This window comes from Pseudomonas sp. TH10 (genome assembly GCF_016651255.1).
GTDB lineage: Bacteria > Pseudomonadota > Gammaproteobacteria > Pseudomonadales > Pseudomonadaceae > Aquipseudomonas.
Window position 1 is genome coordinate 1 of the sequence record NZ_JAEKEG010000113.1, and the last position, 22815, is coordinate 22815.

The window sequence follows — 22815 nt, forward strand, 5'->3', positions numbered from 1 at the left end:
CAAAAAAGAGCGACCCTGTGAACGCCGCATAACCTGGCAATGACTGATGAAGAGGGTTCGCCCAGTGCAATGGCCTCGGCAATCCATGCACTGGTAAAGAGCCATGACACTGGGCGAACGAACTCTATTTTAATATAGGTTTGAAGATAAATCGCCGAAACCAACATGAAATTTATCGACATTATATTTAACAGGATGTCACTTTAAATATCATGCAACCCAATTCTCGAATTCACCGTCTGACCAATAAACTTACTGTCAGAACTGTGTGAAAGTTATATTTGAATAATCATCAGGAATTGTCAGCCGTCTCCTGCGCCGTCGATTCCCCGCTGGCAGTGCCTTTGCCTTGTTCCTTGCGGCGATTGGGGTCAGTGGGCCGCAACGCATCATTGTCGCGCTCGACTTCCCCGGGTGGCCGGGGCTCGTCAGGGTGTTCCGTCTCGGTTACCGGTTTCATTGCTGGCCTCCTCAGGCTCAGGATCGTCGATACTGTCCCGGCCACGCTCACCGCAGTCATCACAATGCGGCGTTCCCGGCAGGGGTTCGTACGGTAGAGAGTTGCAGGTGGGCTGGAGTTCCAAGCCGTTTGCGCGGCTAATACCCGGTCATTTCGAGGTAGCCCTGGCCGCCATGGCTGCCGCTCATGGTGCACCGGTCCTTCCCAGTAGGGAATGCGCAAATCCATCCAGGCATTCGGGTTCAGCGCACGGAGACGGATGTCGAGTTGCTTTGTCCGGAATCCTGATCGACCAGCTGACGGGCATGGTGCGACCGGCCACCTTCGCGGTGCCCTCGGGCGCCAGGCTGATCTCGCTGGCGTGCAACGCCTGGGTGTGGCCCTGGGCATCGATCCAGGTGCCGGTCAGGTATGGCTCGCCGTCCTTTTGCCGCATGCGATAAAGCATTACCTGCTCGCCACTGTCCAGGTGCAGGGAGAACCAGTCCCAGCCCGTCTGGTTGGCGGTCAGAGGCTGGCTGCTCCATTCGCGATCGAGCCACGCCGGGCCGCTGACCTGATAGCGGGTGGCCATCGATCACCAGCGTCGCCGCTGGCCTGGAAAAACGGCTGGCTGTAGTAGTACGACGCCTGGCCCTGTTCCGATTTCTGGCTAAAGCCTTGATTACCCTGCAATACCAACGGGCCTGTGGACGGTCAGGCGCAGGTTGTAGCTGAAGTGCTTGTCCCGGGCGCTGAGTTGCAGGTCGGCCAGCGCATCGCGCCCCTGGCTGCTGAAGTGCCAGTCATCGATCCATGCCTTGAACGGCGCCAGTGCGACGCCCGCCTGCGCCACCCCACCCCGGGCATAACGCTCGGCGGCGTGGTGCGCGGTGGCCGAGGTCACTGCCGCGTGCCCCAGCCAGATCACCTGGCTGGCCCAGCCCGCCGCTGTCGGCCCGGCCTGCAGGGCGCTGCGGAACAAGGTCCATTGCACGCCGAACTCGCGGCCCTGGGCGTCCTTGAGGTTGGCGGTCACGTACCACCACTCAATGCGAAAACCCGCATGGGCGCCGTGGTCCGCCGGAAAGCTGAACACCCGCCCCGGCACCACCGGGGTGAACCCTGACGCCTGATCGCCCATCCCGGCAAAACCCTTTTGCTCGGGCACTGATTGATCGCAGCCACCCAGCAACAGCAGCACGATCAACCACACAACCGCGTTAATCCTCATGGGCAAACGTCCTCAGCAGGTCCGCCGGTTGCGTGCGGTACAGCGAATACAACGGCCACGCCGACGCCAGCAACGTCGCGAGCAGGGCCAACCCCATCAATTGCAACAGCTGCCACGGAAACACCCGCAGCGGCAGGCGCCAGCCGAACGCCTGGACATTGATCACGGCGTCCAGGCACCAGGCCAGGGCGATGCCCAGCGGCAATGCCAGGACCAACGTCAGCACCGCCAGCAGCCAGGTCTGCCCCAGGTTCAGCAACATCAATTGGCGCCGCGTCACCCCCAGCGCCCACAGCGGTGCCAGCTGCCCCAGACGACTCTGGCTCTGGGTCAGCAGGCTGATGAACAAAGCGACCCCCGCGACCGCCAGGGTCAGGCTGTTCAGCGCGGCGGTTGCGGCAAAGGTGCGCTCGAACACCTGTGAGGACCAGTCCTTGAGCCGCGCCTGATCGACGATCCGATTGTCATCCAGGGCGAAGCGCGCCTGCAGCGTGGTGAGGAAAGACGGAATCGAGGCCGGATCAATTCGCAGGTTGAATCGATTGGGCGTCAGCTGTGGCCAATGGCGCAGCAGGTGTCGCTCATTGACCAGTACGTGGCCTTTGGGATTGCCGTAGTCGGCATAGATGCCGATGATTTGCGGCGACCAGGTTCCACCGGGCGTGGTCAGTTGGCAGCGAATCCCCCAGCCGGACCTTCAACCGGCGGGCCAGCTGTTCGCTGAGCATCACGCTGTCGTCGCTCGCCAGGCGCTTCCATGGATCGTCACCCTGGGCCTCCAGCAGCGGCCAGTGCTGGCGATAGGTTGGGTGGTCGATCACGCCAAAGACGTCCGTGGGCCAACCCTGCAATTGCGTCGACACCTGCCAGTTGGGCAGCACCGCCTCGACCTGCGGCTGCTGTTTGAGCCAGGCGTACAACTCGACCGACTGCGCCGGGTTCAGTGGGTTGAGGTACAGTTCGGCGCTCAAGCGTTGTTCCAGCCAGTGACTGAAGGTCTCGCGAAAACCGCCGGTCATGCTCCCGGCGCCGATGTTTGCGGCCAGCGCCAGCAGCAGCGCCATCAATGCCAGGCTCAACGCCGGCAACTGCTGGCGGCAATCAGCGACGAACCATTGGCCGAGCACCGAGCGACTGCGCTGCAGCACTGCGTTCAACACCAGATTGAGCACCACCGGCAGCGCCAGCGCGGCCCCGAGCAACAACGCAGCCAGCAGCACAAAGCCGCTGGCCAGGCTATCGCCCAGGAACAATGCCAACAGCGCGATCACCGCTGCCAGCGCTGCGACCCAGCCCCGGCGGCGCAGCCAGCGCGAGTGGGCCTGGTGCCAGGCCTGGGGATCGGCCAGGGCCAGCAAGGGCAGGCGCGCCGCCCGCAACAGACTATTGGTTCCGGCCAGCAACGCCCCGAGCAGGCTCAAGCCGATGCCACTCAACCACCACCACGGGCTCAGGTTCAGTTGCCCGGCGACTTCGGCGCCATACAGGCCCCGCAAGCTGGCGGCGACATCCGGCAACAGCACACTCGCCAACAGATAGCCGCTGGTGACCCCGGCCACTCCGCCGACCAGCGCCAAAGCGCCCAGCTCGACGACCAGGCAAGCGATCAACATCCGCGCGCTGACGCCGCAGGCACGCAAGGTCCGCAGCAGACCACGGCGTTGCTCCAGGGCCAGGCCGATGGCCGCATGGACGATGAACAGGCCGACCACGAATGAAAGAAAACCCAAGGCATCGAGGTTCAGGTGAAAGCTTTCGGTCAGGCGCGCCAGATTGTTTTCTTCACCACTGCGCGTGAGTTGCAGCACAGCGCTGAACCCGTCCGGCAGCGGCGCGCTGAAATCCTTGGGCAACAGCAGGCGCGACACTTGACCGGGCTGGTCGAGAATCTGCTGGGCAAAGCCGATGTCCACCAGCAGTACGCCAGGCGCCATGTCGGCCTGGGCATGCAGTGGTGGCAAGATCTGGCCATTGGCACTGACCGGCCGTTCGCCCTCATGCAGCCCCATGGCCCGCAACGTTTGCGGTGCGACCCAGGTGCTGCCCGGGGGCGTGAAAAACTCGACGATCTGCTCGATCGCCAGCGCCCGCCCGGCCACCGCAGAACCCGCCGGCAGCGACACCGGTTCAATGCCCATCAGTTGCAGTCGCTGTTGTTCCAGTCCCTTGAGCGTCACCCGTCCCTGCAGCACCGGCGAAACCGGCCAACCAGCACGCCGCAGGTCTACAAACAGTTGCTGGGAAAATGTTCCCCCGCCCGGGGCACTGAGACTGGCCTGGGGTTCGCCCCCAATCAGCTCGCTGGCCCGGGCGTAACTGTCCCGCGCCTGGCTGTTCAAGGCCTGTACGCCCGTGAGCAGGCTGGTGGCGAGCCACAGCCCGGTCAGCACGCTGAAAAATTGCACCGGGTGCTGCCGCCAGTGGCTCAGCAGCGCGCGTAATGCCTGGTAGAAAACCCGCACCTCAGCGCCCGTCCGCGCCAGCCAGGCGACCACGGTGCAACACCACTTTGTCGGCGAGGCGCGCGGCGACCCGAGGGCTGTGGGTGACCATCAGCAAGGTCGTGGGGCTGTCGTCGAGCAGTTCCAGCAGCAGCTTCAATACCTCATCGCTGGTGCCCTCATCGAGACTGCCGGTGGGCTCATCGGCGAGCAGCAATTGGGGTCTGGACGCCAGCGCGCGCCCCAAAGCAACCCGTTGCTGTTGTCCTCCGGAAAGTTGTTCCGGGTAGCGGCGCAACAGATCTGCCAACCCGAGGCGCTGTACCAGATGTGCCTGCCAGCGCGGCTCGTGACGCCCGGCCAAACGTGCCTGAAACGCCAGATTGTCCTCGACGCGCAAACTGCCAATCAGGTTGAACTGCTGGAACACCAGACCGACTTCCGTGCGCCGCCAGTTCGCCAGTTGCGCCTCGTTCATGCTTTCGAGCCGGTGTTCGCCGCTGCGAATACTGCCGCTGTCGACCTTGTCGAGGCCGGCGGTCAGGTGCAGCAAGGTGCTTTTGCCACTGCCGGATTCGCCCATCAGCGCCAGACTGCTGCCGGGTTCGAGCGTCAGGTCGACGCCTTGCAGCACCGGCAAGGGCCCTTGCGGCGTTGCGTAGCTTTGAACACTGCGTGGACTTCAAGCATGGGTCGACCCGTTCGGTGAGCGTCGGCCAAGGATAGCGGCCTGGCAGGACTTTTGTCCGATCACGATTGCCCGGGTGCCGGGCACCTGCGGCGACTGACGGCGATTTGCGTCCAGCCAATTCCCAGCTACAAATGACATGTGGGTTTAACTGTCCAAAATCTTGACTGTGGTTGTCATGGGTCGGACTTGGCTGGATGGCGAAAGCTTTAGGGATGGTCAGGCGCATGGCTGAAGGCAAATACCGCTCGGACATCGATGGTCTGCGAGCTGTAGCGGTGATCGCGGTATTGCTGCACCACCTCAATACCAGCCTGCTGCCAGGCGGTTTTGTGGGCGTGGATATTTTCTTCGTGATCTCCGGTTTCCTGATCACCTCCCAGGTGTATTCCGAGGTCAGGCGCAACGCGTTCTCGCTCAAGGGCTTCTATCAGCGACGCATCAATCGTATCGTCCCGGCGCTGGCGACGGTGTTGCTGGCGACGGTGATCGTTGGCGCTTTTATCCTGTCCCCGGCCGACCTGATCCGGCTCAACGTCAGCGCCCTGCTCTCCCTGCTGGGCGTTTCCAACATCTATATCTGGATCAAGTACGGCAACTACTTCGCCGCCGATGCCGGCGAGGCACCTCTTCTGCATACCTGGTCGCTGGGCATCGAAGAGCAGTTCTACGTCATCTGGCCGCTGTTCATCGTGCTGGTTTATCGCCTGGCACCGCGTTACGTTCTGCCGATCCTGGGATCGGCGTGGTGCTCGCAGTGGCCGTTTCCGAGTACGCGACGGGCGTCTTCGCCACGGCCGCCTACTACCTGCTGCCGACGCGTTTTTTCGAGCTGATGCTGGGCGGGGTGTTGGGCATCTATCTGCAGCAGCCCCGTGTCATGGGCAAGCTGACCACCCATGCCCTCGCGCTGGCGGGCTACCTGCTGATCGGTTTCGCGCTGTTTGCCTTGAACGCGAAATCGACCTTTCCCGGACTTAACGCCCTGATCCCTTGCCTGGGTGCAGCGCTGTTGATTCTCGCGGGCAGCGGCGACAGGCACTCGCGATTGCTGACCTGCCGGCCAATGGTGTTTATCGGGCTGATTTCCTATTCGCTGTATCTGTGGCACTGGCCACTGATTGCCTACCTCAATTATCTGGAAATCGCTGTCGACATACCCGTCGGTGCGCTGCTGATCGCGGTATCGATCGGGCTGTCGTGGCTGTCCTGGCGTTATGTCGAGGTACCCTTCCGGCGCGCCGGCGCGAGCTGGCATTTCTCCCGGGTGTTCGTTCGCCGATTTGCGCTCCCGGCCTTGGGACTGGCTGCCATTGCCGTGCTGAGCGTTGTTTTCAACGGTTTCCCGCAGCGTTTTGGTCCCCAGGTTTCAGCGCTGGAAGCGATGACACAGAGCAGGCCGAACGAAATTCGTCGCGGCTGTCATGTCACCAATGCGTTGTACAGCACCGGTCCTGATGACTCATGCCGCCTGGGCACGAAAAAGCGGTGTTGGACGGCATCATGATCGGCGACTCGTTTGCCAATCACTTCACGGGAATGGTCGATCTGCTGGCCAGACCCGACAATCTATCGATCATGGATTACACCATGGACTCGTGCCCGCCGATCCCCGGCTACGACGCCGATATGTCGCCGGTGTACGCCGCCCACTGCGCGAAACGCAACGAGCGGGTGTTCAGCCTGATCGAGCAGAACAAATACCCTTATGTGGTGATGGCGGCGGTCTGGCCCAAGGAAGCCGATGCGGGGGATATCGTTGAGGCGAGCATTCGGCGGGTGGTGGAGAGCAGCGGCCAGGTCATCGTGATCCTGAGCAACCAGCACATCGAAAAGGCCGCCAGTTGCCCGATCAGGCGTTTGATGTTTGGCTCCGAGCGCGATTGTTCGGTAGCCCAGAGCGCGCTCGCACCGTATTGGGCGGACGTGCGGGCGAAATTTCCCCAGGTGCGCTTTATCGACCCCAATCAGGTGATATGCCCGGCGGGGGTTTGCAGCCCGATCATTCAGGGGCAGCTGTTGTATCTGGATGATTCGCACCTGAATGAGGGTGGTTCGCGATTAATCGGCCGCACGTTGCTGGAGCGCGGATATTCGCTGCTGCATGATCCAGTGCGCACTGCACGCACGGAGATGCTCAAAGGGTCGTCCGCAGTGATGAACTGAAGCGTTGCTCGCTACCAGACGCGCCTTGGCGTGAGGGTAGATGCTGTATCCGCGCTGTGATCGTTCGCGCGAATCACCTCGAATAATCGCAAGCTTTCTCCCCGAAGAGTTGCCGCCCGGCAATGCATTTTGCCAATAGTTTGTCGGCTATTTCTTGGCGCTGGCACATAGCCATTTTTGCGCAAGAAATGTCGGACTTTTTACAAAGCGTCAAAAAAATGTTGACTCAAATCTGACACACCTGAAGCGTATAAACCCTCCCCAGAATCGCCCAACGACCGTCTATCGTTTTCTTTGAACACCCCTCAAACCCCTCAAAACCGGGGCAAACGCAGCTGCGACAAGCACTTGATGGCATATCGCCCCCAACCTTGGGGTTTGTCTTGCCGATGCAACACGTCATTTTGCTGACACGGATTTCCACGGCTGGTCTATACCCCTTTTGACAGTCTCGATTTGAACTCTTTCCACCGTCTTACGAGGCACGCCAATATGGACGTGAGCGTATTTGGTACGGGCTATGTTGGCCTGATACAAGCAGCGGCACTTGCCGATGTTGGACACCGCATTCTGTGCGTGGATATTGATCCGAATAAAATCAAGCAACTGCAACAAGCAGTTCCTCCAATTAGTGAGCCGGGCTTATCCAGCACCCTGGAAGAAAACATTAAAGCCGGGCGCTTATCGTTCAGCACCCAGGCCAGTGATGCGGTGGAGCACGCCGAGCTGATTTTCATCGCCGTGGGCACACCGGCCGATGAGGATGGCTCTGCCGACCTGAGCCACGTGCTCAACGTTGCTCGCCAGATTGCTTCGCACATGGAGGCCGATCGCACGCTGATCATCAAATCCACGGTGCCGGTCGGCACTGCCGATCAGGTGCTGGCCGCTGCCAACAGCGAGTTGCTGCGTCGCGGCAAATCCGAGCTGAACGTGCGCGTGGTCTCCAATCCCGAATTCCTCAAGGAAGGCAGCGCCCTCGCCGACTGCATGCGCCCCGACCGAATCATCGTCGGTACCCGCGATGACGTGGCGCGCGAGCAAATGAGTGAGCTGTACGCGCCGTTCTGCCGCAACCACGAAAAACTGATGTTCATGGACAACCGCAGTGCCGAGCTGACCAAGTACGCGGCCAATGCGATGCTCGCCACCCGCATCAGTTTCATGAACGAGCTGGCCAACCTCACCGAGTTGCTCGGTGCCGACATCGAAGCGGTGCGCAAAGGCATCGGCTCCGACCCGCGCATCGGTTACCACTTCATCTATCCGGGCTGCGGCTTCGGTGGCTCATGCTTTCCCAAGGACTTGCGCGCCCTGCTGCACACCGCCGAACACAACGGCATGCCCCTGAAATTGCTGCGCAGCGTCACCGACGTCAACGACCAGCAGCGGCACATTCTGTTCAGCAAACTGAAAGCGCAATTCCCCCAGGGTCTGGCCGGCAAGTCCATTGCCATCTGGGGCCTGGCGTTCAAGCCGAACACCGATGACATGCGCGAAGCTCCGAGCCGTTACCTGATGGATGCCCTGTGGGCCGAGGGCGCCAGTGTGCAGGCTTACGACCCGGAAGCCATGTCTGAATGCCGGCGCCTCTACGGCTACCGCAACGATCTGCACCTGTGCGCCACCCGCGACGACACGCTGGAAGACGCCGATGCGCTGGTGATTTGCACCGAGTGGAAAAATTTCCGCGTGGTCGATTTTGAGTTGCTCGCGGAAAAGCTGCGCTCGAAAGTCATCATCGATGGCCGCAACCTCTACAACCCGGAACACGTTGCCGCTGCAGGTCTGCATTACAGCGGCATCGGCCTTCGCCATATCGCTCCCGAAGGGCCACGGCCATGAAGGTGCTGGTCACCGGTGCGGCCGGTTTCATTGGTGCCCATTGCGTGTTGCGGTTGATGCGCGACGGCCACTCGGTGGTCGGCCTGGACAATTTCAACGCCTACTACGACCCGCAACTCAAGCACGATCGCGTGCAATGGGTGCGCGAGCAGGTCGGCGATTTCCCGCTCGCCACGGTTGACCTGGCTGATGCGTCGGCCATCGACGCACTGTTTGTCCGCGAACGCCCGCAAGTGGTGATCCACCTTGCGGCGCAAGCCGGGGTGCGTTACTCGCTGGAAAACCCACGGGCCTATCTGGACAGCAACCTCAATGGTTTCCTCAACATTCTGGAGAGCTGCCGCCATCACCCGGTCGAGCACTTGATTTATGCCTCATCGAGTTCGGTGTACGGCGCCAACCAGCACACGCCTTACTCGGTGAAGGACGGCGTCAATCACCCGCTGTCGCTGTACGCCGCCACCAAAAAAGCCAATGAACTGATGGCGCACAGCTACAGCCATCTGTTCGGCATTCCCAGCACCGGTTTGCGTTTTTTCACCGTATACGGTCCCTGGGGCCGCCCGGACATGTCGCCGATCCAGTTCGCCCGGGCGATTGCCCAAGGCCAGCCGTTGAAGCTGTTCAACTACGGCGAGCACCAGCGTGATTTCACCTACATCGACGACATCATCGAAAGCATCACCCGCCTGATTGAGCGGCCACCGCAGGCCAACCCTGAGTGGGACCGGGAAACCCCGGACCCGGCCAGCAGCATGGCGCCGTGGCGCATTTTCAATATTGGCGGGCAACACCCGGTCGAGCTCAAGGCTTACCTGGCGCTGCTGGAAAAACACCTTGGACAAACAGCCGTGGTCGAGTTGCTGCCCCTGCAACCCGGCGATGTGCTCAATACCTGTGCCGATGCCAGCGACCTGGCCCAGGCCACCGGTTTCCAGCCACGGATCGCGCTGGATGAGGGACTTGGGCGCTTCGTTGCCTGGTTTCGCGACTACTACCCACTGCCTATCGCCCACGCGCCGTTCGCGGCTGAACTTCAGCGGAGGATGCCATGACTGGACATGAAAAAGGTGTACCCCTCAAACAATTGAGGCGGGACAAGCGGCTGGACCCCGAACACCGCATCCGCATGGATGCCGCCATCCACATGCAGGGCCGTGGCTGGATCACTGGTCGCGATGGTGGTCGCCCCTGGACGTTATCGCGCACCAACCGGGTACTGGCTTGCCTGGGGGCGTTGATCATCCTGGTGCTGATCTCGCCGTTGCTGCTGGGCCTTGCGCTGGCCATCAAACTCACCAGCAAAGGCCCGGTGATGTTCGTGCAAAAGCGCACCGGCTACCGTGGCCGCAAGTTCGGCATGTACAAGTTCCGCACCATGGTGGTCAACGCCGAAGAGCTCAAGGAGTCGCTGCGCCACCTCAACAAGCACGGGGCCGACGCCATCGATTTCAAGATCGACAAGGATCCTCGCATCACCGGTATCGGCGGTTTTCTGCGGCGCACCAGCCTCGATGAACTGCCCAACCTGATCAATGTAGTGACCGGCGACATGCGCCTGGTCGGCCCACGCCCGACCTCGTTCAACGCCTATCGCTACAAGGACAGTCACCTCGCCCGGTTGGCGATTTATCCCGGAATGACCGGCCTGTGGCAGATCTCCGGGCGCAGCAACATCGACTTCGACCAGCGCGTTGAGTTGGACCTCAGCTACATCGCCGAGCAGAGCCTTTTGCTTGATCTGAAGATTCTGTTGAAAACCCCTTTCAAAGTATTCAGCGGCCACGGAGCAAGCTAATGGACGGTTCAACCAACAAAAGCCTGAGCATTGCCAACCCCAGCGAATCGAACCTGACTTCGACCGTGCTGGACCTTGATCTGCGGATCCTGTTCCTGACCGCCGCCAACCCCGGCGCCGGCACCACCACCAGTGCATTGGCGCTGGCCAGCCAGTTGGCGCAAATGAGCAGCGGCCAGGTGCTGCTGGTCGACGCCAGCCAATCGGCGAGCAACCTCACCCAGCAACTGAACCTGAGCAAAGAACGCGGTCTGCGCGACTTGCTGTTCAACCCGGACAACCCGCCGCTGTTGCAGGACTGCGTGGTGCAGGTCTCAAGCCTGCCGTTCCACGTGCTGCCCAATGGCCGGCCGATCCGCACCATGGAACACCTGACCGCCGAGCGCCTGAGCCCGTTGCTCGATCAATTGGGCAGCCAGTACCGTTTCGTGGTGATCGACGGCGACGCGGTGTATTCCGCCGCCGACACGCTGGTCATCAGCACGCAAGTCGATGGCGTGATCATGGTCGTGCGCGCCGAAGACACCCGTTGGGAAGTGGCCCAGGCCGCTGTCCAGCGCCTGACCCAGGCCGGGGCAAAACTGGTGGGCAGTGTGTTTAATCGACGCAAGTACTACATGCCTAAATGGCTCTACAAAAACCTGTGAGCGAACGCCAAAGGATGACGACATGAACGCCAGAATGCTTGTCCTGCTGTTGCTGCCGCTTGCAGGTTGCTCCAGCACCTCCCAAGAAACCCAGTCGATGCCGGTGCAGATTCTTACCGCTGCACCGACCAATGCCCAGGCCACTGACGTGCCCCAGGTCGAGCAGACCCTGCGGCCCCAGGATGTCCTGGACGTGATCTTCCACGTCAGCACCAGTGGCTCTGACGCCTACCGCGTGCAATCGGGCGACATGGTTGCGCTGAATTTCACCGCGGCCAGCCAGCTCAACGGTAACCAGCTGGTACTGCCCGACGGCACCATCGAGCTTCCGGGGGCCAACACTTCGGTGAAAGTCGAAGGCCTGACCCGCGAACAGGCCCGCGTGGAAATACAGCGTGCGTATGAGCGCAAGCAGCTGTTCCAGCCCAATCGCAACACACTGTCGCTCAATGTGGTCAGCCCGCTGACCAACGAGCAGAACCTCAAGTCGACACTCAACCACCCCAATACCGGCATGAGCCGCGAGATCATCGTCGGCACCGACGGCTACGCCAGCTTTCCGGAAATCGGCGCCGTACCGCTGCAGGGCATGACGGTCAACCAGCTGGAAACCTTTCTCAATAAACGCTACGCCACCCTGCCGGGCCGCATGACCGTGGACGTGCTGCTCAAGTCCACCGCCGGCAACGAGATCTACGTACTGGGCGAAGTCGGCCAGCCGGGCTCCTACCCGATTCGCCGTCCGGTGTCGGTGCTCGAAGCCCTGACCATGGCCCGCGGTTCCAACGTCAAGGCGCGCCTGGACTCGGTAATGATCATGCGCCGCAACGGCAATCAGGTGCAGGCGGTGCGTTACGACGTCGAGAAGGCCCTGTCGGGTGAAGCGCCGCAAATCGCCTACCTGCAACCGGACGACATGCTCTACGTGCCGAAAACCAAACTGGCCAGCGCCGGTGAACTGGCGCGGCAACTGGCGGACGTGGTGTTGTTCCAGGGCGTCGGTTTCAGCTTCGGCTACCGCGTCGACAACAAAGACAGCAACAACAACTGACTCTCAGGTGACCGACATGAATCCAAAGGAAAACTACCTGCATGAGTTCTTCAGGATCTTCTTCGCCAACAAGCAACTGGTGAAACGGGTCTTCCTGATCTTTGCAGTCATCGCCCTGCTGCTGCCGCTGGTGCTCAAACAGAGCTTCGATATCACCGCGCAGGTGATCGTGCAGTCGAAAAAACTCTCTCAGGGCGACGCCACGACGTCGCTGACGGTGGACAACGCCACGTTCATTCCGCCGTCGCTAGCCGACATGGAAACCGAGAGCAACATCCTCCGTTCGCCGGCGCTGATCCGTCAGACCATCAGCGAACTGCGTGACAAGGGTGAGTACACGCCTTCGCCGGGCATCTTCAGCAAACTGGTGGCCGAACCGTTCAAGCGCTACGTCAGTTCGCCGCTGCGCCAATACGTGATCAACCCGGTGCGCAACATGCTTGGGCTCGAGACCGACCCGGTGCGTGACACCGCACTCGACGCCTTGACCCAGCAAGCCATCGACAGCCTGAAAATCGAGACACTGCCCGGTTCCAACGTGATCTCGATCGTCTACAGCTTCCCTGATCCGCATCAGGGCACGACGTTTGTCGCCGCCCTGTTGCAGAACTATCTGGTCAGCCGTCAGGCGTTGCAATCTATCGACTTGCCGCAGTCTTTCTACGAATCGAAAAAACAGCTGTATCAAGTACGTATCGACGGCCTGGAAGGCAACCGCCAGGCGTTACTCGAAAGTGTCGGCTCGTCTGATCCGAAGGAAGAAATCACCTTTCGCCTCAACGCGATCAACACCGAAGAGCAAGCGTTGAACCTGTATCAGGACCGCCTGCTGCAAAGCCAACGCTGGCTCGAATACCTGAAAACCAGCCTCGCCGCCGCGAGCGCCAACAAGCTCAACGACTACACCTTCCCCTACACCTTCACCACCACAGTCGACAACGTGGCGTTTGAAGACCGCGAGATCAAACAGCTCGGCGAGCAACTGACCACTCAGGTCAGCCGCTACATGAATGACCTGGCAGTGTTCCAGCCGGGCAGCGAACCGATGTTGCTGACCCGCGAGCAGATCGCCCGCACCCGTCAGCAGTTCCTCAAAGTGGTGAGCAACCGCATCCAGGAACGCACCAACGATCTGACCGTGGTGCAACAGGTGATCAATCAGAAAACCGCGCGCATCGCCGAGTTCAAGAACCGCATCCACGAGTTGCAGCAAACCCAGAGCAAACTGCGGCAGATGGACACCGAGATTGATGCGATGCACGCCGCGTTCTCGACGTACGCCCAGCGGTTTGCCGAAAGCAGTACCACGCGCACGCTCAACGACGACCTGTCCAACGCGCGAGTGTTGAGCCCACCGTTTGAACCGACCGAACCGGCGTTCCCGAAACCGGGCCTGATCATTCCGTTCGGCATGCTCACCGGGTTGCTGCTGGCGATTGCCTTTGTCTACGTGCGTGAGTTCTTCGATCACCGCTTCAAACACCCGGCGCAAATCAGCCACGAACTGGGCATTCCGGTGCTGTTGGTAATCAACGACCAGAACGTGCTGCCGAGCAATCCGCACAAGAACTGGACCGTGCCAAGCTTCCTGCACTGGGTGCGCAATTGAGCACCGCACCCTCCCCTGTTGCCGCGCTGCCGATCATTCATTTGCTCAGCAGCGGCGGCTTCTATGGGGCCGAGCGGATGTTGCTGGATCATTGCCTGGCAACACCCGGGCAGCACCAGGTGCTGTTTCTGGATGCGCCGCCAGAGCTGATCGCGCGGTTTCGCGAAGCCGGCGTCGACTGTCGCGGTTGTGCCGGGCTTGGGGAATTGCTCCGGCACTTGCGCCGGCGCCGCAGCGAGCGGCCGCTGATCAACACCCATAACTTCAAGGGCCTGTTGTTCGGCTGGGTTGGCGCGACGCTGTTGCGCCTGCCGCTGGTGATTACTCAGCACGGCTTCACCCCGCGCAGTCGCAAGCAGAAGTTCTACACCTGGCTCAGCCTGCAATTGTGCCGCACGGCTTCGGTGGATCGCGTGGTCTGCGTCGCCGAAAGCATCGCCGTATTGCACCGTCAAGCCAGGGTCGAGGGGCAGAAGCTGCAGGTGATTCCCAACGGTTTGCCAGCCGCCACCGGGCAATTGCCCCCAGTACCGACCGGCAGCGCTTTCTCGCCGGTTACGTTGGCCGGCTAAGCAGTGAAAAAGGCCCGGACCTGTTTCTGGATGCGCTGATACCGCTGTGTCAGCAGTACCCGCACCTGGACGCCGTGATGCTTGGCGACGGCCCGGAACGCGAGGAACTGCTGGCACGCATCGACGCAGCGGGTTTGCAGGAGCGCATCCGCTTGCCCGGTTACCAGACCGACATGGGCCAGTGGTGGCGACAACTTGATGCGCTGGTGATCAGCTCGCGCACCGAGGGCACGCCGATGATTCTGCTGGAGGCGATGCAGGCCGGGGTGCCGGTGGTAGCGTTCGCGGTCGGCGGGATTCCAGACGTACTGCAGGACCGACACAACGGCTTGCTGGCAACGCCGGCCGACAGCAGCGCCCTCGCCCGCCAGATCGGTACGTTGCTGGCCGAGCCGGCACTGACCGGCGAACTGATCGACAACGCAAGACGTACGCAACAGGATCGCTATGACCTCAAGGCCCTGGCCGAACGCTGGTCGCAGCTTTATATCCGTACTGCACGGGAGGCACGCGCGTGATTGTTCCGCTCTCGATCGTCAGTTTGCTCGCCCTGGTCTGCCTTGGTTTGCTGGCCAGCCCTTTTCCTTTCCTGGCGCCGGGGGTGGTCCTGGGCCTGGTCGGCGTCGCGGTCCTGTACCGCAAGCCGACCTGGGGCCTGTTGGGCATCGCCGCCATCCTGCCGTTCGAGGGCCTGTTCAAGGATAGCGCCTTTCCCGGTTCGAAAATCCTGGGTGCCTCGCTGGTGCTGATCCTGATGTTGCAACTGGCGATGCACCAACTGCCGGCCGAACGCTTGCGCAGCAATATCTGGCGCTTTCTGCTCAGCTTCATGGCGCTGTACCTGCTGAGCCTGCTGAACAGCGACAACATGAGCGTATCGCTTGGGCATCTGCGTGACCTGAGTGTCGGCCTGGTGCTGTTTATCATCACCTTGCTGATTGGTCGCGAACTGAATCTGAACACCTTCGCCAAACTGGTCACCCTCAGCGTCGCGGTGACCTGCGCCATGACGCTGTTCTCCGTTAAATACCAGGACGCCGGACGTGCTGCCGGCTTGTTGAAAGACCCGAACAATTTCGCCCTGATGATCGCCTTTGCCGTGCCCCTGGCGCTGTTTCTGGTCATGCGTAGTTCGAACATGCTGCATCGGCTGTTCTGGGGTGGGTGCACCCTCCTGCTGTTGGTCGGCATTACCAAGACCGAATCCCGCTCGGGCCTGGTGGTGCTGTTTATCAGCCTGTTGATCGGCGCCTGGCACTACCGGGCATTGCTGCCCCGCATCCGTCCGCGGCATCTGGGGTTTTGCCATGCTGGGTCTGGCGATCGTGATTCCGCTTGCGCTGTACGCGATGCCGGCCAGCTACATCAAACGCATCGAGTCCTTGAGCATCCTGAGCTCCGGCGCCAGGAGCCAGGACGCGTCCCTGGGCCGCCGCGCGTCCTACATCGTGGTCGGCAGCGGGATGATTGCCGAGAACCCGTTGATCGGCACCGGTCCCGGCACCTTCCCGCTGCACTACGCAGCCACCGGTTATTCGAAGGCCTTCGCCTTCAACAGCAACCCCGAGGAACTGTACCGGCACGCGCACAACACCTACCTGGAGATTTTCAGTGAGCTGGGGATGCCTGCCGGCCTGTTGTTTGTCGGCATGCTCGCCCTCGGTCTGTACAACCTGATTCGTGCGCGGTCGGCGTGGATGCTGCGCCGCGACTGGCATCAGGCCGACATGATGACCCACCTCGGTGTGAGCTTCCTGTCGCTGACCCTATTCCTGATGTTCCTCAGCGCGCCGAACCAGAAATACGTGTGGATCATGCTCGCGCTGACCAGCGTGCTGCGTATCAAAGCTGAAGAAAGCGCTCCCTTCGAGGCTCGGACATGAACAGCATCAGCATCGTCATCCCGATGTTCAACGAGGCGCGGCATATTGGGCGCACGCTGCTCGCTGCGCAGAAGGCCGCGCATGCCGCCGACCTGCAATGCGAGCTGATCGTGGTCGACAATGGCTCCACTGATCGGGGCCCGCACATTGCTCGCCAGTTCGGTGCGCAAGTGCTGGAGCTGCCGGGCGTGTTGATCGGTGCGCTGCGCAATCGCGGCACGGCCATCGCCAGCGGTCACTGGCTGGCGTTTATCGACGCCGACATCGAGATGCCCGAAGACTGGCTCAAGCCCCTGTTCGAACTGGAGGCCAGCGGCCAGGCCGATGTCTTTGCGCTGGATCTGCACACCCCCGCCGAAGCGCCGTGGTACGCCACTGCCTGGCAGCGCCGTACGCTGCGCCCCAGCGCCCATACCGTGCAGACGGTGGACTGGCTGCCCAGTGCCAACCTGCTGATGCGCCGTCGCTGGTTCGACAAGGTCGGTGGCTTCAACGAAACCCTGCGCACTGGCGAAGACAAGGAATTCACCCTGCGCCTGCACGAACAGGGCGCGCGGCTGCTGTCGATCAACAACAGCGTCGCCCTGCACTGGGGTTACGAAATGAACTGGCGCGAATGGATGGGCAAAGAAATGTGGCGTCAGGGCAGTCATCTGCAACTGCTGCGCACCCACGGTTTCAGCCTGCGCCTGCTGCGCTTTCCAATGCTGTCGCTGCTGGTGTGGCTGCTGGATTTTCTGGCGATTTCTGCGTTGTTCAATGGCTTTCCGCATCACGCGCTGCTGATGGTTGTGCTGACACTGTTGCCGGCGCTGATGCTGAGCTTGCGCCAGAGTGCCAGGCACCGCAGCGTCGGCCTGACGGTGCAACTCTGGGGCTTGCACTGGGTGCGTCTGCACCTGGCCGGCGCCGCGTTCATTCTCAGCCTTTGCCAATGGAATGCCAGGAGGCCCGCCCGTGGCTGAATTCATTTTCTGGATGTGCCTGCTGCTGCCGGTGTACGCCTATCTGGGTTATCCCATGCTGCTGACGTTGCTCGCACCGCTGTACCCGGCGCGCCGTCCGGCGCCGGCGCCACCGATGAACGTGAGCATCGTGATTGCCGCCCACAACGAGGCGCGGCACATCGAGGAAAACTGCGCACGCTGCTGGCCCAGGATTACCAGCCACGCTCGCTGCAAATCATCCTGGCCAGCGACGGCTCTACCGACGCCACCGTGGCCTGTGCGCACAAGGTTGTCGACCCGCGCATCACGGTGCTCGACCTGCCCCGCGGGGGTAAGGCCGCGACCCTCAACGCCGGGGTAGCACTGAGCAGCGGTGACATCCTGGTGTTTACCGACGCCGACAATCAATGGGCCACCGACACCCTCGGCCACCTGCTCGCGCCGCTGACAGACCCTGCGGTCGGCGCCTGCGCCGGGCACATGGTGATCCCGGTGACCGGCAAAGGCCTGAGCATCGGCGACAGCCTGTATCGACATTACGAAGGCTGGTTGCGCCGGGTGGAGAATCGCACCGGCTGCATGGTCTCGGCCGATGGCGCGCTACTGGCGTTGCGACGCGAGTTGTTCCAGACCGTGCCGGCAGAGGTCAACGATGATTTTTTTATCAGCACCTGCGCACCTGTGGCGTTCAAACGCATCGTTTTCGTGCCCCAGGCCCAGGTGATCGACCAGGGTGTCGACGAGGCAGACAAACAATTCCGCCGGCGCCAGCGCGTGACCGTCGGCGGTCTGCAAAGCCTGGCCCAGCGCCGCGAACTGCTCAACCCGTTCAAGCACGGGCTGTACGCCATCGCGCTGATCAGCCACAAGCTGATCCGCCGCCTGGCCCCCATCCTGTTGCTGCCGTTGTTGCTGAGCAATTTCTGGCTGTGGCAGGAGCATGCTTTCTACCAGGTGTTCCTGGTCGCGCAACTGCTCGGATATGCGATCGCCATCGCCGGTCTTCTGGACTCGCAACACCGCCTGCCCAAACCCTTCCGCCTCGCCGCCTTCCTGCTCGTCACCCTTGCCGGGATGAGCATCGGGCTGTGGCAGTTCCTGCGCGGCCAACGCTATGCACGATGGAACCCCGAACAAAATCGCTGAGAGGATGGAACCATGGGGATTATGCAATTGCTCAAACAGACCAGCGGATGGCTGTACCTGAACTCGTCAGTGGGGCGCAATCAACTGCAAGGCGCCGGGGTGATCCTGATGCTGCATCGGGTGCTGCCCGATGACAACGCCGCCGACCTGCCCCATCGCAACGAACTGTGCATCGGAACCCAGGCGTTCGAACACTTTCTGGGCTGGCTGAGCAGGCACTTCGACTGCGTGCCGCTGATGGACATCCTGCAACCCACCCAAAGCCCGACGAAGCGGCCAAGAGTGAGCCTGACGTTCGACGACGGCTGGCGCGACAACGCCCTGCATGCCTTCCCGGTATTGCTCAAGCATCAAGTGCCGGCGAGTATTTTTCTCTCCAGCGATTTCATCGGCAGCCGCCAGCGGTTCTGGTGGGAAAGCCTTGGCGAAACGCTCTGGGGCACTCATGGCGAGGAAGCGCGGATACACCTGATCGAATCCCTGCAACAGGCCGGCCGGCCACTGCCGGCGCTGCTGCACGATGCCAACGAGCAACGCCGCAGCCTGGCGCTGCTGCGCTTTCTGCAAAGCCTGAAAACCCTGCCGCCCCAGGCGCTCTGCCGCCTCACCGACGAGTGTCCGGCCGAATCCATGCCCCAGGCACTGGACTGGCAGCAGGTGCGTGAGCTGGAAAATTCCGGGCTGGTGCGTTTCGGTCCGCACGGTGCCAGCCATGCGATCCTCACCGGGCTCGACGATCGTACCCTGGCGGAGGAAATCCGCCGTAGCCGCGATGCGCTGCACAACGGCTGCCAACGGCCGTTGCCAGTGTACTGCTACCCCAATGGTGACAACGATGCGCGGGTGCAGCGTCAGGTCGCCGACCATGATTTCCCGTTTGCCCTGGGCACCGCTACCGGGATTTACCGTGGCCACTCGGATCCGCTGGCACTGCCCAGGTTCGGCGTCAGCCAACGGGTGGCGCGCAATCCGCAGTTGTTGTCCTGGCGCATCTGCCGCGGAGCCCGCGCATGAGTCGCAACACGTACCTGAAAAACCTGGCCGTGAGCATGGGCACCAAGCTGGCGATGATCGCCGTGCGCCTGCTGCGCAACGTCTTGCTGGCGCGGATTCTGGGGCCAAGCGAGCGTGGTCTGTTTGCCCTGCTCAGTACCCTGCCCGAACTGATCAGCGCCGCCACCAGTGGCGGGCTCAATTCGGCCGTCGGCTTCCAGGCAGCGCAGCATCGGCCCATGGGTCTGTTGCTGAGTCAGGTATTGGTGTACGGCTGCTTGCTCGCCGGGTTGCTGACGGTGGTGGTAGTGGCGCTGACGCGGGAGTTCGGCAGCGAACTGGACATCACCCTGCAACTGGGTTTGCTCGCCTGGTTATTGTTGTTGGCGGTGCCGCTGACGGTACTCAAGAGTGGCCTGTTGACGCTGCACAACGCCTCGGGCAACGTGATGGCGTTCAACGTCTTGCGCCTGATCGAATCGGTGGCGCCGCTGCTGCTGTTTCTCGCCCTGTTCTGGATGGGAAAAACGCGGCACTGGAAGCCGCGTTGATCAGTTGGTTGGCCGGGCTCAGCATGGTAGGTGCTGACCGGCTGGATGTGGCTCAAGCGAGCCCAGCCGGTGATCTTGCAGTGGGATCGGGCCAGCCAGAAAGAACTGCTGCGCTACAGCGCCCGCAGCCATCCCGACCTGTTATTCCAGCAGGTGATCCTGCGCTCCGACTATCTGTTCATCGGCGCCATGTTGGGTACCACGGCCCTGGGCCATTACGCGATGGCCAGCGCGGCTGCCGAATTGCTGCTGATCGTTCCCGAAGCCGTGACCACTCCGCTGATGAAGAACCTGCTACAGCAGGAAAAGGGCATTGAGAAACTCACGCCCCTGGCATTGCGCCTCACCGCCACGGTGATGATCGGTGCGTGCCTGTCCATGGCGCTGATCGGTGAATGGCTGATCATTACCCTGTTCGGGGTTGCCTATCAACCGGCCTACCCGGCCCTCCTGGCACTGCTGCCGGGCCTGCTGGGCCTGTGTTACATGAGCATCCTGCGCCTGGACCTGCTGGGCAAGAACCGTCCCGGCGCGATTTCCCTGCTGATGGGTTTCAGCGCCCTGCTCAGCCTGCCGCTGAACCTCATACTGATCCCCGCCTATGGCATCGTCGGTGCGGCAGCGGCTTCTTCAATTGCCTACCTGGCGGTGACTGTGGCACTGCTGCTGCTGTACTGCCACTTGAGTCGGGTGCCTATCTGGCAAACCCTGATCATCCTGCCCAGCGACGTGGCGCCCATGCTGCAAATGCTGCAACGGAAGTCAGCATGAAGTGGCTGTTACTGCTCACCAGTTTGTGTCTGAGCGTCGAAGCCGCCCCTATGCGCTGGGCGCAAATTCGCGACGGCAGCCTGTACCTGCAACCCGATAGCCCCGACACGCTGACCGTGCGCTGGACGCCGGCCTGGCAGGCACAAGCCAATGAAGAACAGCTGTACCTGATCGACGGCCAAGGCAAATTGCAGGGTGAACGCATCATAGCCGCGAGTGAAATCCGTGGCAGTCAGAGTTGGCCGCTGGTGCCCGGTGCGGCGAGTTATCGACTGGAAATTCCTGGCTACAGCTTCCGTAATTATCGCGTCGAACATGACGAGCGCACGGTCGCGTTGTTCGCCCCGGCCAAGGTGCATTTCAGCGCCGAACCCGGGGACAACGAGGCGTTGTACTTCAAGGTCGCGGCCGGCGAGCGCGCGGTACTGGCCGGCAAGTTCCACGGCGGCGTGGAGGCCTTGCAGGCGCAACGGCTGGATGACGGCAAGCAGCTGTCGCTGGCCCTCAAGCCCTACCCGGCGTATTGGCAGTTCGACAAGATCGAGTTGCCGGTGGCCGCCGCTGACCAGGTCTGGCGCCTGCGTTTGCGCGGCAGTGGCAAAGTGGCGTTCTGGCTCGATGGCACGGCCAACCTGTTTGCCCAGACCCCACAGCAACTCAAACCCGTGCGCGAAGACTTCGGCAAGACCCGCCTGACCCTGCACCCGGGAGTGATCGGCAAGACCCGAACCTGGGCATCGCCATGCCCTACGCGTTGCCACCGCCATCGACTTTTGCCTTGTTCGATGCGCTCAAGGCCACGGCCGCGACCCATTACAGCCTGGTCGATATCATGGCGACCCGGCCGCATTACGAAGACAAGTTCCGTCGCCTGTTCCAGGAGCGCTTCGGCATCACGCAGAACCTGACCCTGCTGGCCGGGCGGTACCGAGTGGCCGACCTGCGCCTGGATGCCAACAGCACCGCCGGGCTCGATGCCTGGCTGGCCGCCACTCGCGCCCTCGGCGGCAAAGGCACGCACTACATCGGCTTCGCCGACGAGCCAAACCTCAACTACCGCGACTACGCGAGCTATCAGGCGATCTTCACCAGCATGGCCCGCCAGGTACGCAGCGACCCGGCCAATGCCAAGGCCGGGGTGCGCATTGTGATGCCAGCGAGCTCGCGGTTCATCAACGGTCCGTTCATCGAAAACGCCGAAGACCGGCGTGGCATCGACTGGGCCAGGCGCCTGCTCGCCGAATCCGGGGACAGCATCGACGCGCTGGCCTGGCACGAATGGATGGTGCGCGACCCGCTGGCGACCCGGGTCTATCGCGACAGCGTGCGGCGCGCTGCCGAACTGGTCGGGCTCGATGCCCAAGGTCGCCCACGCAAGGCCTTGCTGCTGGACCAAACCAACATGTCCAGCGGGAGCAGCTCTCAGCCCGTACGACCAGGGAGACCCATTACGCTTCACTGTGGTGGGCCTCGGTAGCGATCAATTCATCCCAGGATGGCTTGCTCGACATGCTCGGCTGGTTCCAGGCCGCCGACGAATCTGACCATCGCAGAGGCATGCTGCGCATGCTCGACGAAGAGCACTACGAGCTCAAACCGGTGGGGTATGCCCAGCAGTTCATGCAGCAGCACTGGCTGCACGACGTGATGCGCCTGGAGAACGACGCCTTCGAAGTGGATGTGCTGGCCATGGCCAGCGACCATCAACGCGAGTCTGTTCGGGGTCAACAAAGGCGCGCGCATCCAGCTGGTCAGCCTGGAGGGCACGGCCTGCCCGCTGAACAACGGCACATTGCATTACTTCGGCGCGGACAATCGCAGCCGCGAAGCACCTTTCAAATGCCAGGGCGGCCGCATCAGCTTCGAGCTGCCTGGGGAAACCTTGTTCGCCCTGCGCTGGAGCGCCTCATGAACGCCACGGACCGACCTGAACCTATGACAGCACGATTTGAATGGCGTAATTCGCTGTGTACACCCGACTTCCCCGCAGCGGCTTATGAAGCGTTGCGCCTGCGGGTCGCGGAGCACACTCCG

Annotated in this window: 14 protein-coding genes and 8 pseudogenes; 18 read left to right on the top strand and 4 right to left on the bottom strand. The window is 61.9% G+C overall.

The features are described 5' to 3' along the window. Nucleotides 1–292: 292 nt before the first annotated feature. From JFT80_RS17530 to JFT80_RS17545, 4 genes and pseudogenes are all read right to left on the bottom strand, one after another. Nucleotides 293–460, bottom strand: coding sequence for a hypothetical protein (locus JFT80_RS17530; RefSeq protein ID WP_163019417.1), 168 nt, complete (start codon nucleotides 458–460; stop codon nucleotides 293–295). A 137-nt stretch (nucleotides 461–597) separates the two neighbouring features. Then, nucleotides 598–1673 (bottom strand): annotated as a pseudogene (locus JFT80_RS17535) (lipocalin-like domain-containing protein). Next, nucleotides 1663–4135 (bottom strand): annotated as a pseudogene (locus JFT80_RS17540) (FtsX-like permease family protein). Before JFT80_RS17540 ends, JFT80_RS17535 begins: the two co-directional pseudogenes overlap by 11 nt. A gap of 1 nt (nucleotide 4136) precedes the next feature. Further along, a pseudogene (locus JFT80_RS17545) lies at nucleotides 4137–4804 on the bottom strand (ABC transporter ATP-binding protein). Between the two features lie 195 nt (nucleotides 4805–4999). Between JFT80_RS17545 and JFT80_RS24895 the strand changes: the two are divergent. From JFT80_RS24895 to JFT80_RS24500, 18 genes and pseudogenes are all read left to right on the top strand, one after another. Beyond that, the gene (locus JFT80_RS24895; protein WP_274610199.1) at nucleotides 5000–5638 is read left to right on the top strand and encodes an acyltransferase; all 639 of its coding nucleotides are present in this window, start codon (nucleotides 5000–5002) and stop codon (nucleotides 5636–5638) included. Continuing rightward, nucleotides 5560–6309, top strand: coding sequence for an acyltransferase (locus JFT80_RS24900; RefSeq protein WP_307833107.1), 750 nt, complete (start codon nucleotides 5560–5562; stop codon nucleotides 6307–6309). The genes JFT80_RS24895 and JFT80_RS24900 overlap by 79 nt, the downstream gene beginning before the upstream one ends. Beyond that, nucleotides 6306–6968: an SGNH hydrolase domain-containing protein gene (locus JFT80_RS24485; protein WP_242482979.1), complete on the top strand. Its 663-nt coding sequence runs from the start codon at nucleotides 6306–6308 to the stop codon at nucleotides 6966–6968. Before JFT80_RS24900 ends, JFT80_RS24485 begins: the two co-directional genes overlap by 4 nt. 492 nt (nucleotides 6969–7460) lie before the next feature. Next, complete coding sequence (locus tag JFT80_RS17555; protein ID WP_201148713.1) at nucleotides 7461–8813, top strand: UDP-glucose/GDP-mannose dehydrogenase family protein; 1353 nt, start codon at nucleotides 7461–7463, stop codon at nucleotides 8811–8813. Then, on the top strand, nucleotides 8810–9868 hold the full coding sequence (locus JFT80_RS17560) for an NAD-dependent epimerase (RefSeq protein ID WP_201148714.1): 1059 nt from the start codon (nucleotides 8810–8812) through the stop codon (nucleotides 9866–9868). Before JFT80_RS17555 ends, JFT80_RS17560 begins: the two co-directional genes overlap by 4 nt. Then, a complete protein-coding gene (locus JFT80_RS17565; RefSeq protein WP_201148715.1) occupies nucleotides 9865–10611 on the top strand; it encodes a sugar transferase in 747 nt (248 codons plus the stop codon). The genes JFT80_RS17560 and JFT80_RS17565 overlap by 4 nt, the downstream gene beginning before the upstream one ends. Beyond that, entirely contained in the window at nucleotides 10611–11258 is a 648-nt protein-coding gene (locus tag JFT80_RS17570) for a CpsD/CapB family tyrosine-protein kinase (protein WP_201148716.1), read from the top strand. The genes JFT80_RS17565 and JFT80_RS17570 overlap by 1 nt, the downstream gene beginning before the upstream one ends. A 22-nt stretch (nucleotides 11259–11280) precedes the next feature. Continuing rightward, entirely contained in the window at nucleotides 11281–12309 is a 1029-nt protein-coding gene (locus JFT80_RS17575; RefSeq protein ID WP_201148717.1) for a polysaccharide biosynthesis/export family protein, read from the top strand. 16 nt (nucleotides 12310–12325) lie between these two features. Further along, nucleotides 12326–13918 carry a Wzz/FepE/Etk N-terminal domain-containing protein gene (locus tag JFT80_RS17580; protein WP_201148718.1) on the top strand — a complete coding sequence of 531 codons (1593 nt, stop codon included), beginning with the start codon at nucleotides 12326–12328 and terminating at the stop codon, nucleotides 13916–13918. After that, nucleotides 13915–15008 (top strand): annotated as a pseudogene (locus JFT80_RS17585) (glycosyltransferase family 4 protein). The gene JFT80_RS17580 and the pseudogene JFT80_RS17585 overlap by 4 nt, the downstream one beginning before the upstream one ends. Then, nucleotides 15005–16373 (top strand): annotated as a pseudogene (locus JFT80_RS17590) (O-antigen ligase family protein). Before JFT80_RS17585 ends, JFT80_RS17590 begins: the two co-directional pseudogenes overlap by 4 nt. Beyond that, complete coding sequence (locus tag JFT80_RS17595) at nucleotides 16370–17338, top strand: glycosyltransferase (protein WP_201148719.1); 969 nt, start codon at nucleotides 16370–16372, stop codon at nucleotides 17336–17338. The pseudogene JFT80_RS17590 and the gene JFT80_RS17595 overlap by 4 nt, the downstream one beginning before the upstream one ends. Beyond that, nucleotides 17331–18466: pseudogene (locus tag JFT80_RS17600) on the top strand (glycosyltransferase). Before JFT80_RS17595 ends, JFT80_RS17600 begins: the two are co-directional and overlap by 8 nt. 12 nt (nucleotides 18467–18478) lie before the next feature. Continuing rightward, nucleotides 18479–19480, top strand: a complete 1002-nt coding sequence (locus JFT80_RS17605; protein ID WP_201148720.1) for a polysaccharide deacetylase family protein — start codon at nucleotides 18479–18481, stop codon at nucleotides 19478–19480. Continuing rightward, nucleotides 19477–20781, top strand: a pseudogene (locus tag JFT80_RS17610) (lipopolysaccharide biosynthesis protein). The gene JFT80_RS17605 and the pseudogene JFT80_RS17610 overlap by 4 nt, the downstream one beginning before the upstream one ends. After that, nucleotides 20778–21689, top strand: coding sequence for a hypothetical protein (locus tag JFT80_RS24490; RefSeq protein WP_242482977.1), 912 nt, complete (start codon nucleotides 20778–20780; stop codon nucleotides 21687–21689). Before JFT80_RS17610 ends, JFT80_RS24490 begins: the two are co-directional and overlap by 4 nt. Continuing rightward, nucleotides 21614–22258 (top strand): hypothetical protein, encoded by a 645-nt coding sequence (locus JFT80_RS24495; protein ID WP_242482978.1) that lies wholly within the window; start codon nucleotides 21614–21616, stop codon nucleotides 22256–22258. Before JFT80_RS24490 ends, JFT80_RS24495 begins: the two co-directional genes overlap by 76 nt. A gap of 32 nt (nucleotides 22259–22290) precedes the next feature. Then, nucleotides 22291–22815, top strand: a pseudogene (locus JFT80_RS24500) (hypothetical protein); the annotation flags it as partial.

Coding starts and splice junctions, on each gene's coding strand:
- JFT80_RS17530 (WP_163019417.1), bottom strand. CDS start 460: ATGAAACCGGTAACCGAGACGGAACACCCTGACGAGCCCCGGCCACCC.
- JFT80_RS24895 (WP_274610199.1), top strand. CDS start 5,000: ATGGCGAAAGCTTTAGGGATGGTCAGGCGCATGGCTGAAGGCAAATAC.
- JFT80_RS24485 (WP_242482979.1), top strand. CDS start 6,306: ATGATCGGCGACTCGTTTGCCAATCACTTCACGGGAATGGTCGATCTG.
- JFT80_RS17555 (WP_201148713.1), top strand. CDS start 7,461: ATGGACGTGAGCGTATTTGGTACGGGCTATGTTGGCCTGATACAAGCA.
- JFT80_RS17560 (WP_201148714.1), top strand. CDS start 8,810: ATGAAGGTGCTGGTCACCGGTGCGGCCGGTTTCATTGGTGCCCATTGC.
- JFT80_RS17565 (WP_201148715.1), top strand. CDS start 9,865: ATGACTGGACATGAAAAAGGTGTACCCCTCAAACAATTGAGGCGGGAC.
- JFT80_RS17570 (WP_201148716.1), top strand. CDS start 10,611: ATGGACGGTTCAACCAACAAAAGCCTGAGCATTGCCAACCCCAGCGAA.
- JFT80_RS17575 (WP_201148717.1), top strand. CDS start 11,281: ATGAACGCCAGAATGCTTGTCCTGCTGTTGCTGCCGCTTGCAGGTTGC.
- JFT80_RS17580 (WP_201148718.1), top strand. CDS start 12,326: ATGAATCCAAAGGAAAACTACCTGCATGAGTTCTTCAGGATCTTCTTC.
- JFT80_RS17595 (WP_201148719.1), top strand. CDS start 16,370: ATGAACAGCATCAGCATCGTCATCCCGATGTTCAACGAGGCGCGGCAT.
- JFT80_RS17605 (WP_201148720.1), top strand. CDS start 18,479: ATGGGGATTATGCAATTGCTCAAACAGACCAGCGGATGGCTGTACCTG.
- JFT80_RS24490 (WP_242482977.1), top strand. CDS start 20,778: ATGAAGTGGCTGTTACTGCTCACCAGTTTGTGTCTGAGCGTCGAAGCC.
- JFT80_RS24495 (WP_242482978.1), top strand. CDS start 21,614: ATGGCGACCCGGCCGCATTACGAAGACAAGTTCCGTCGCCTGTTCCAG.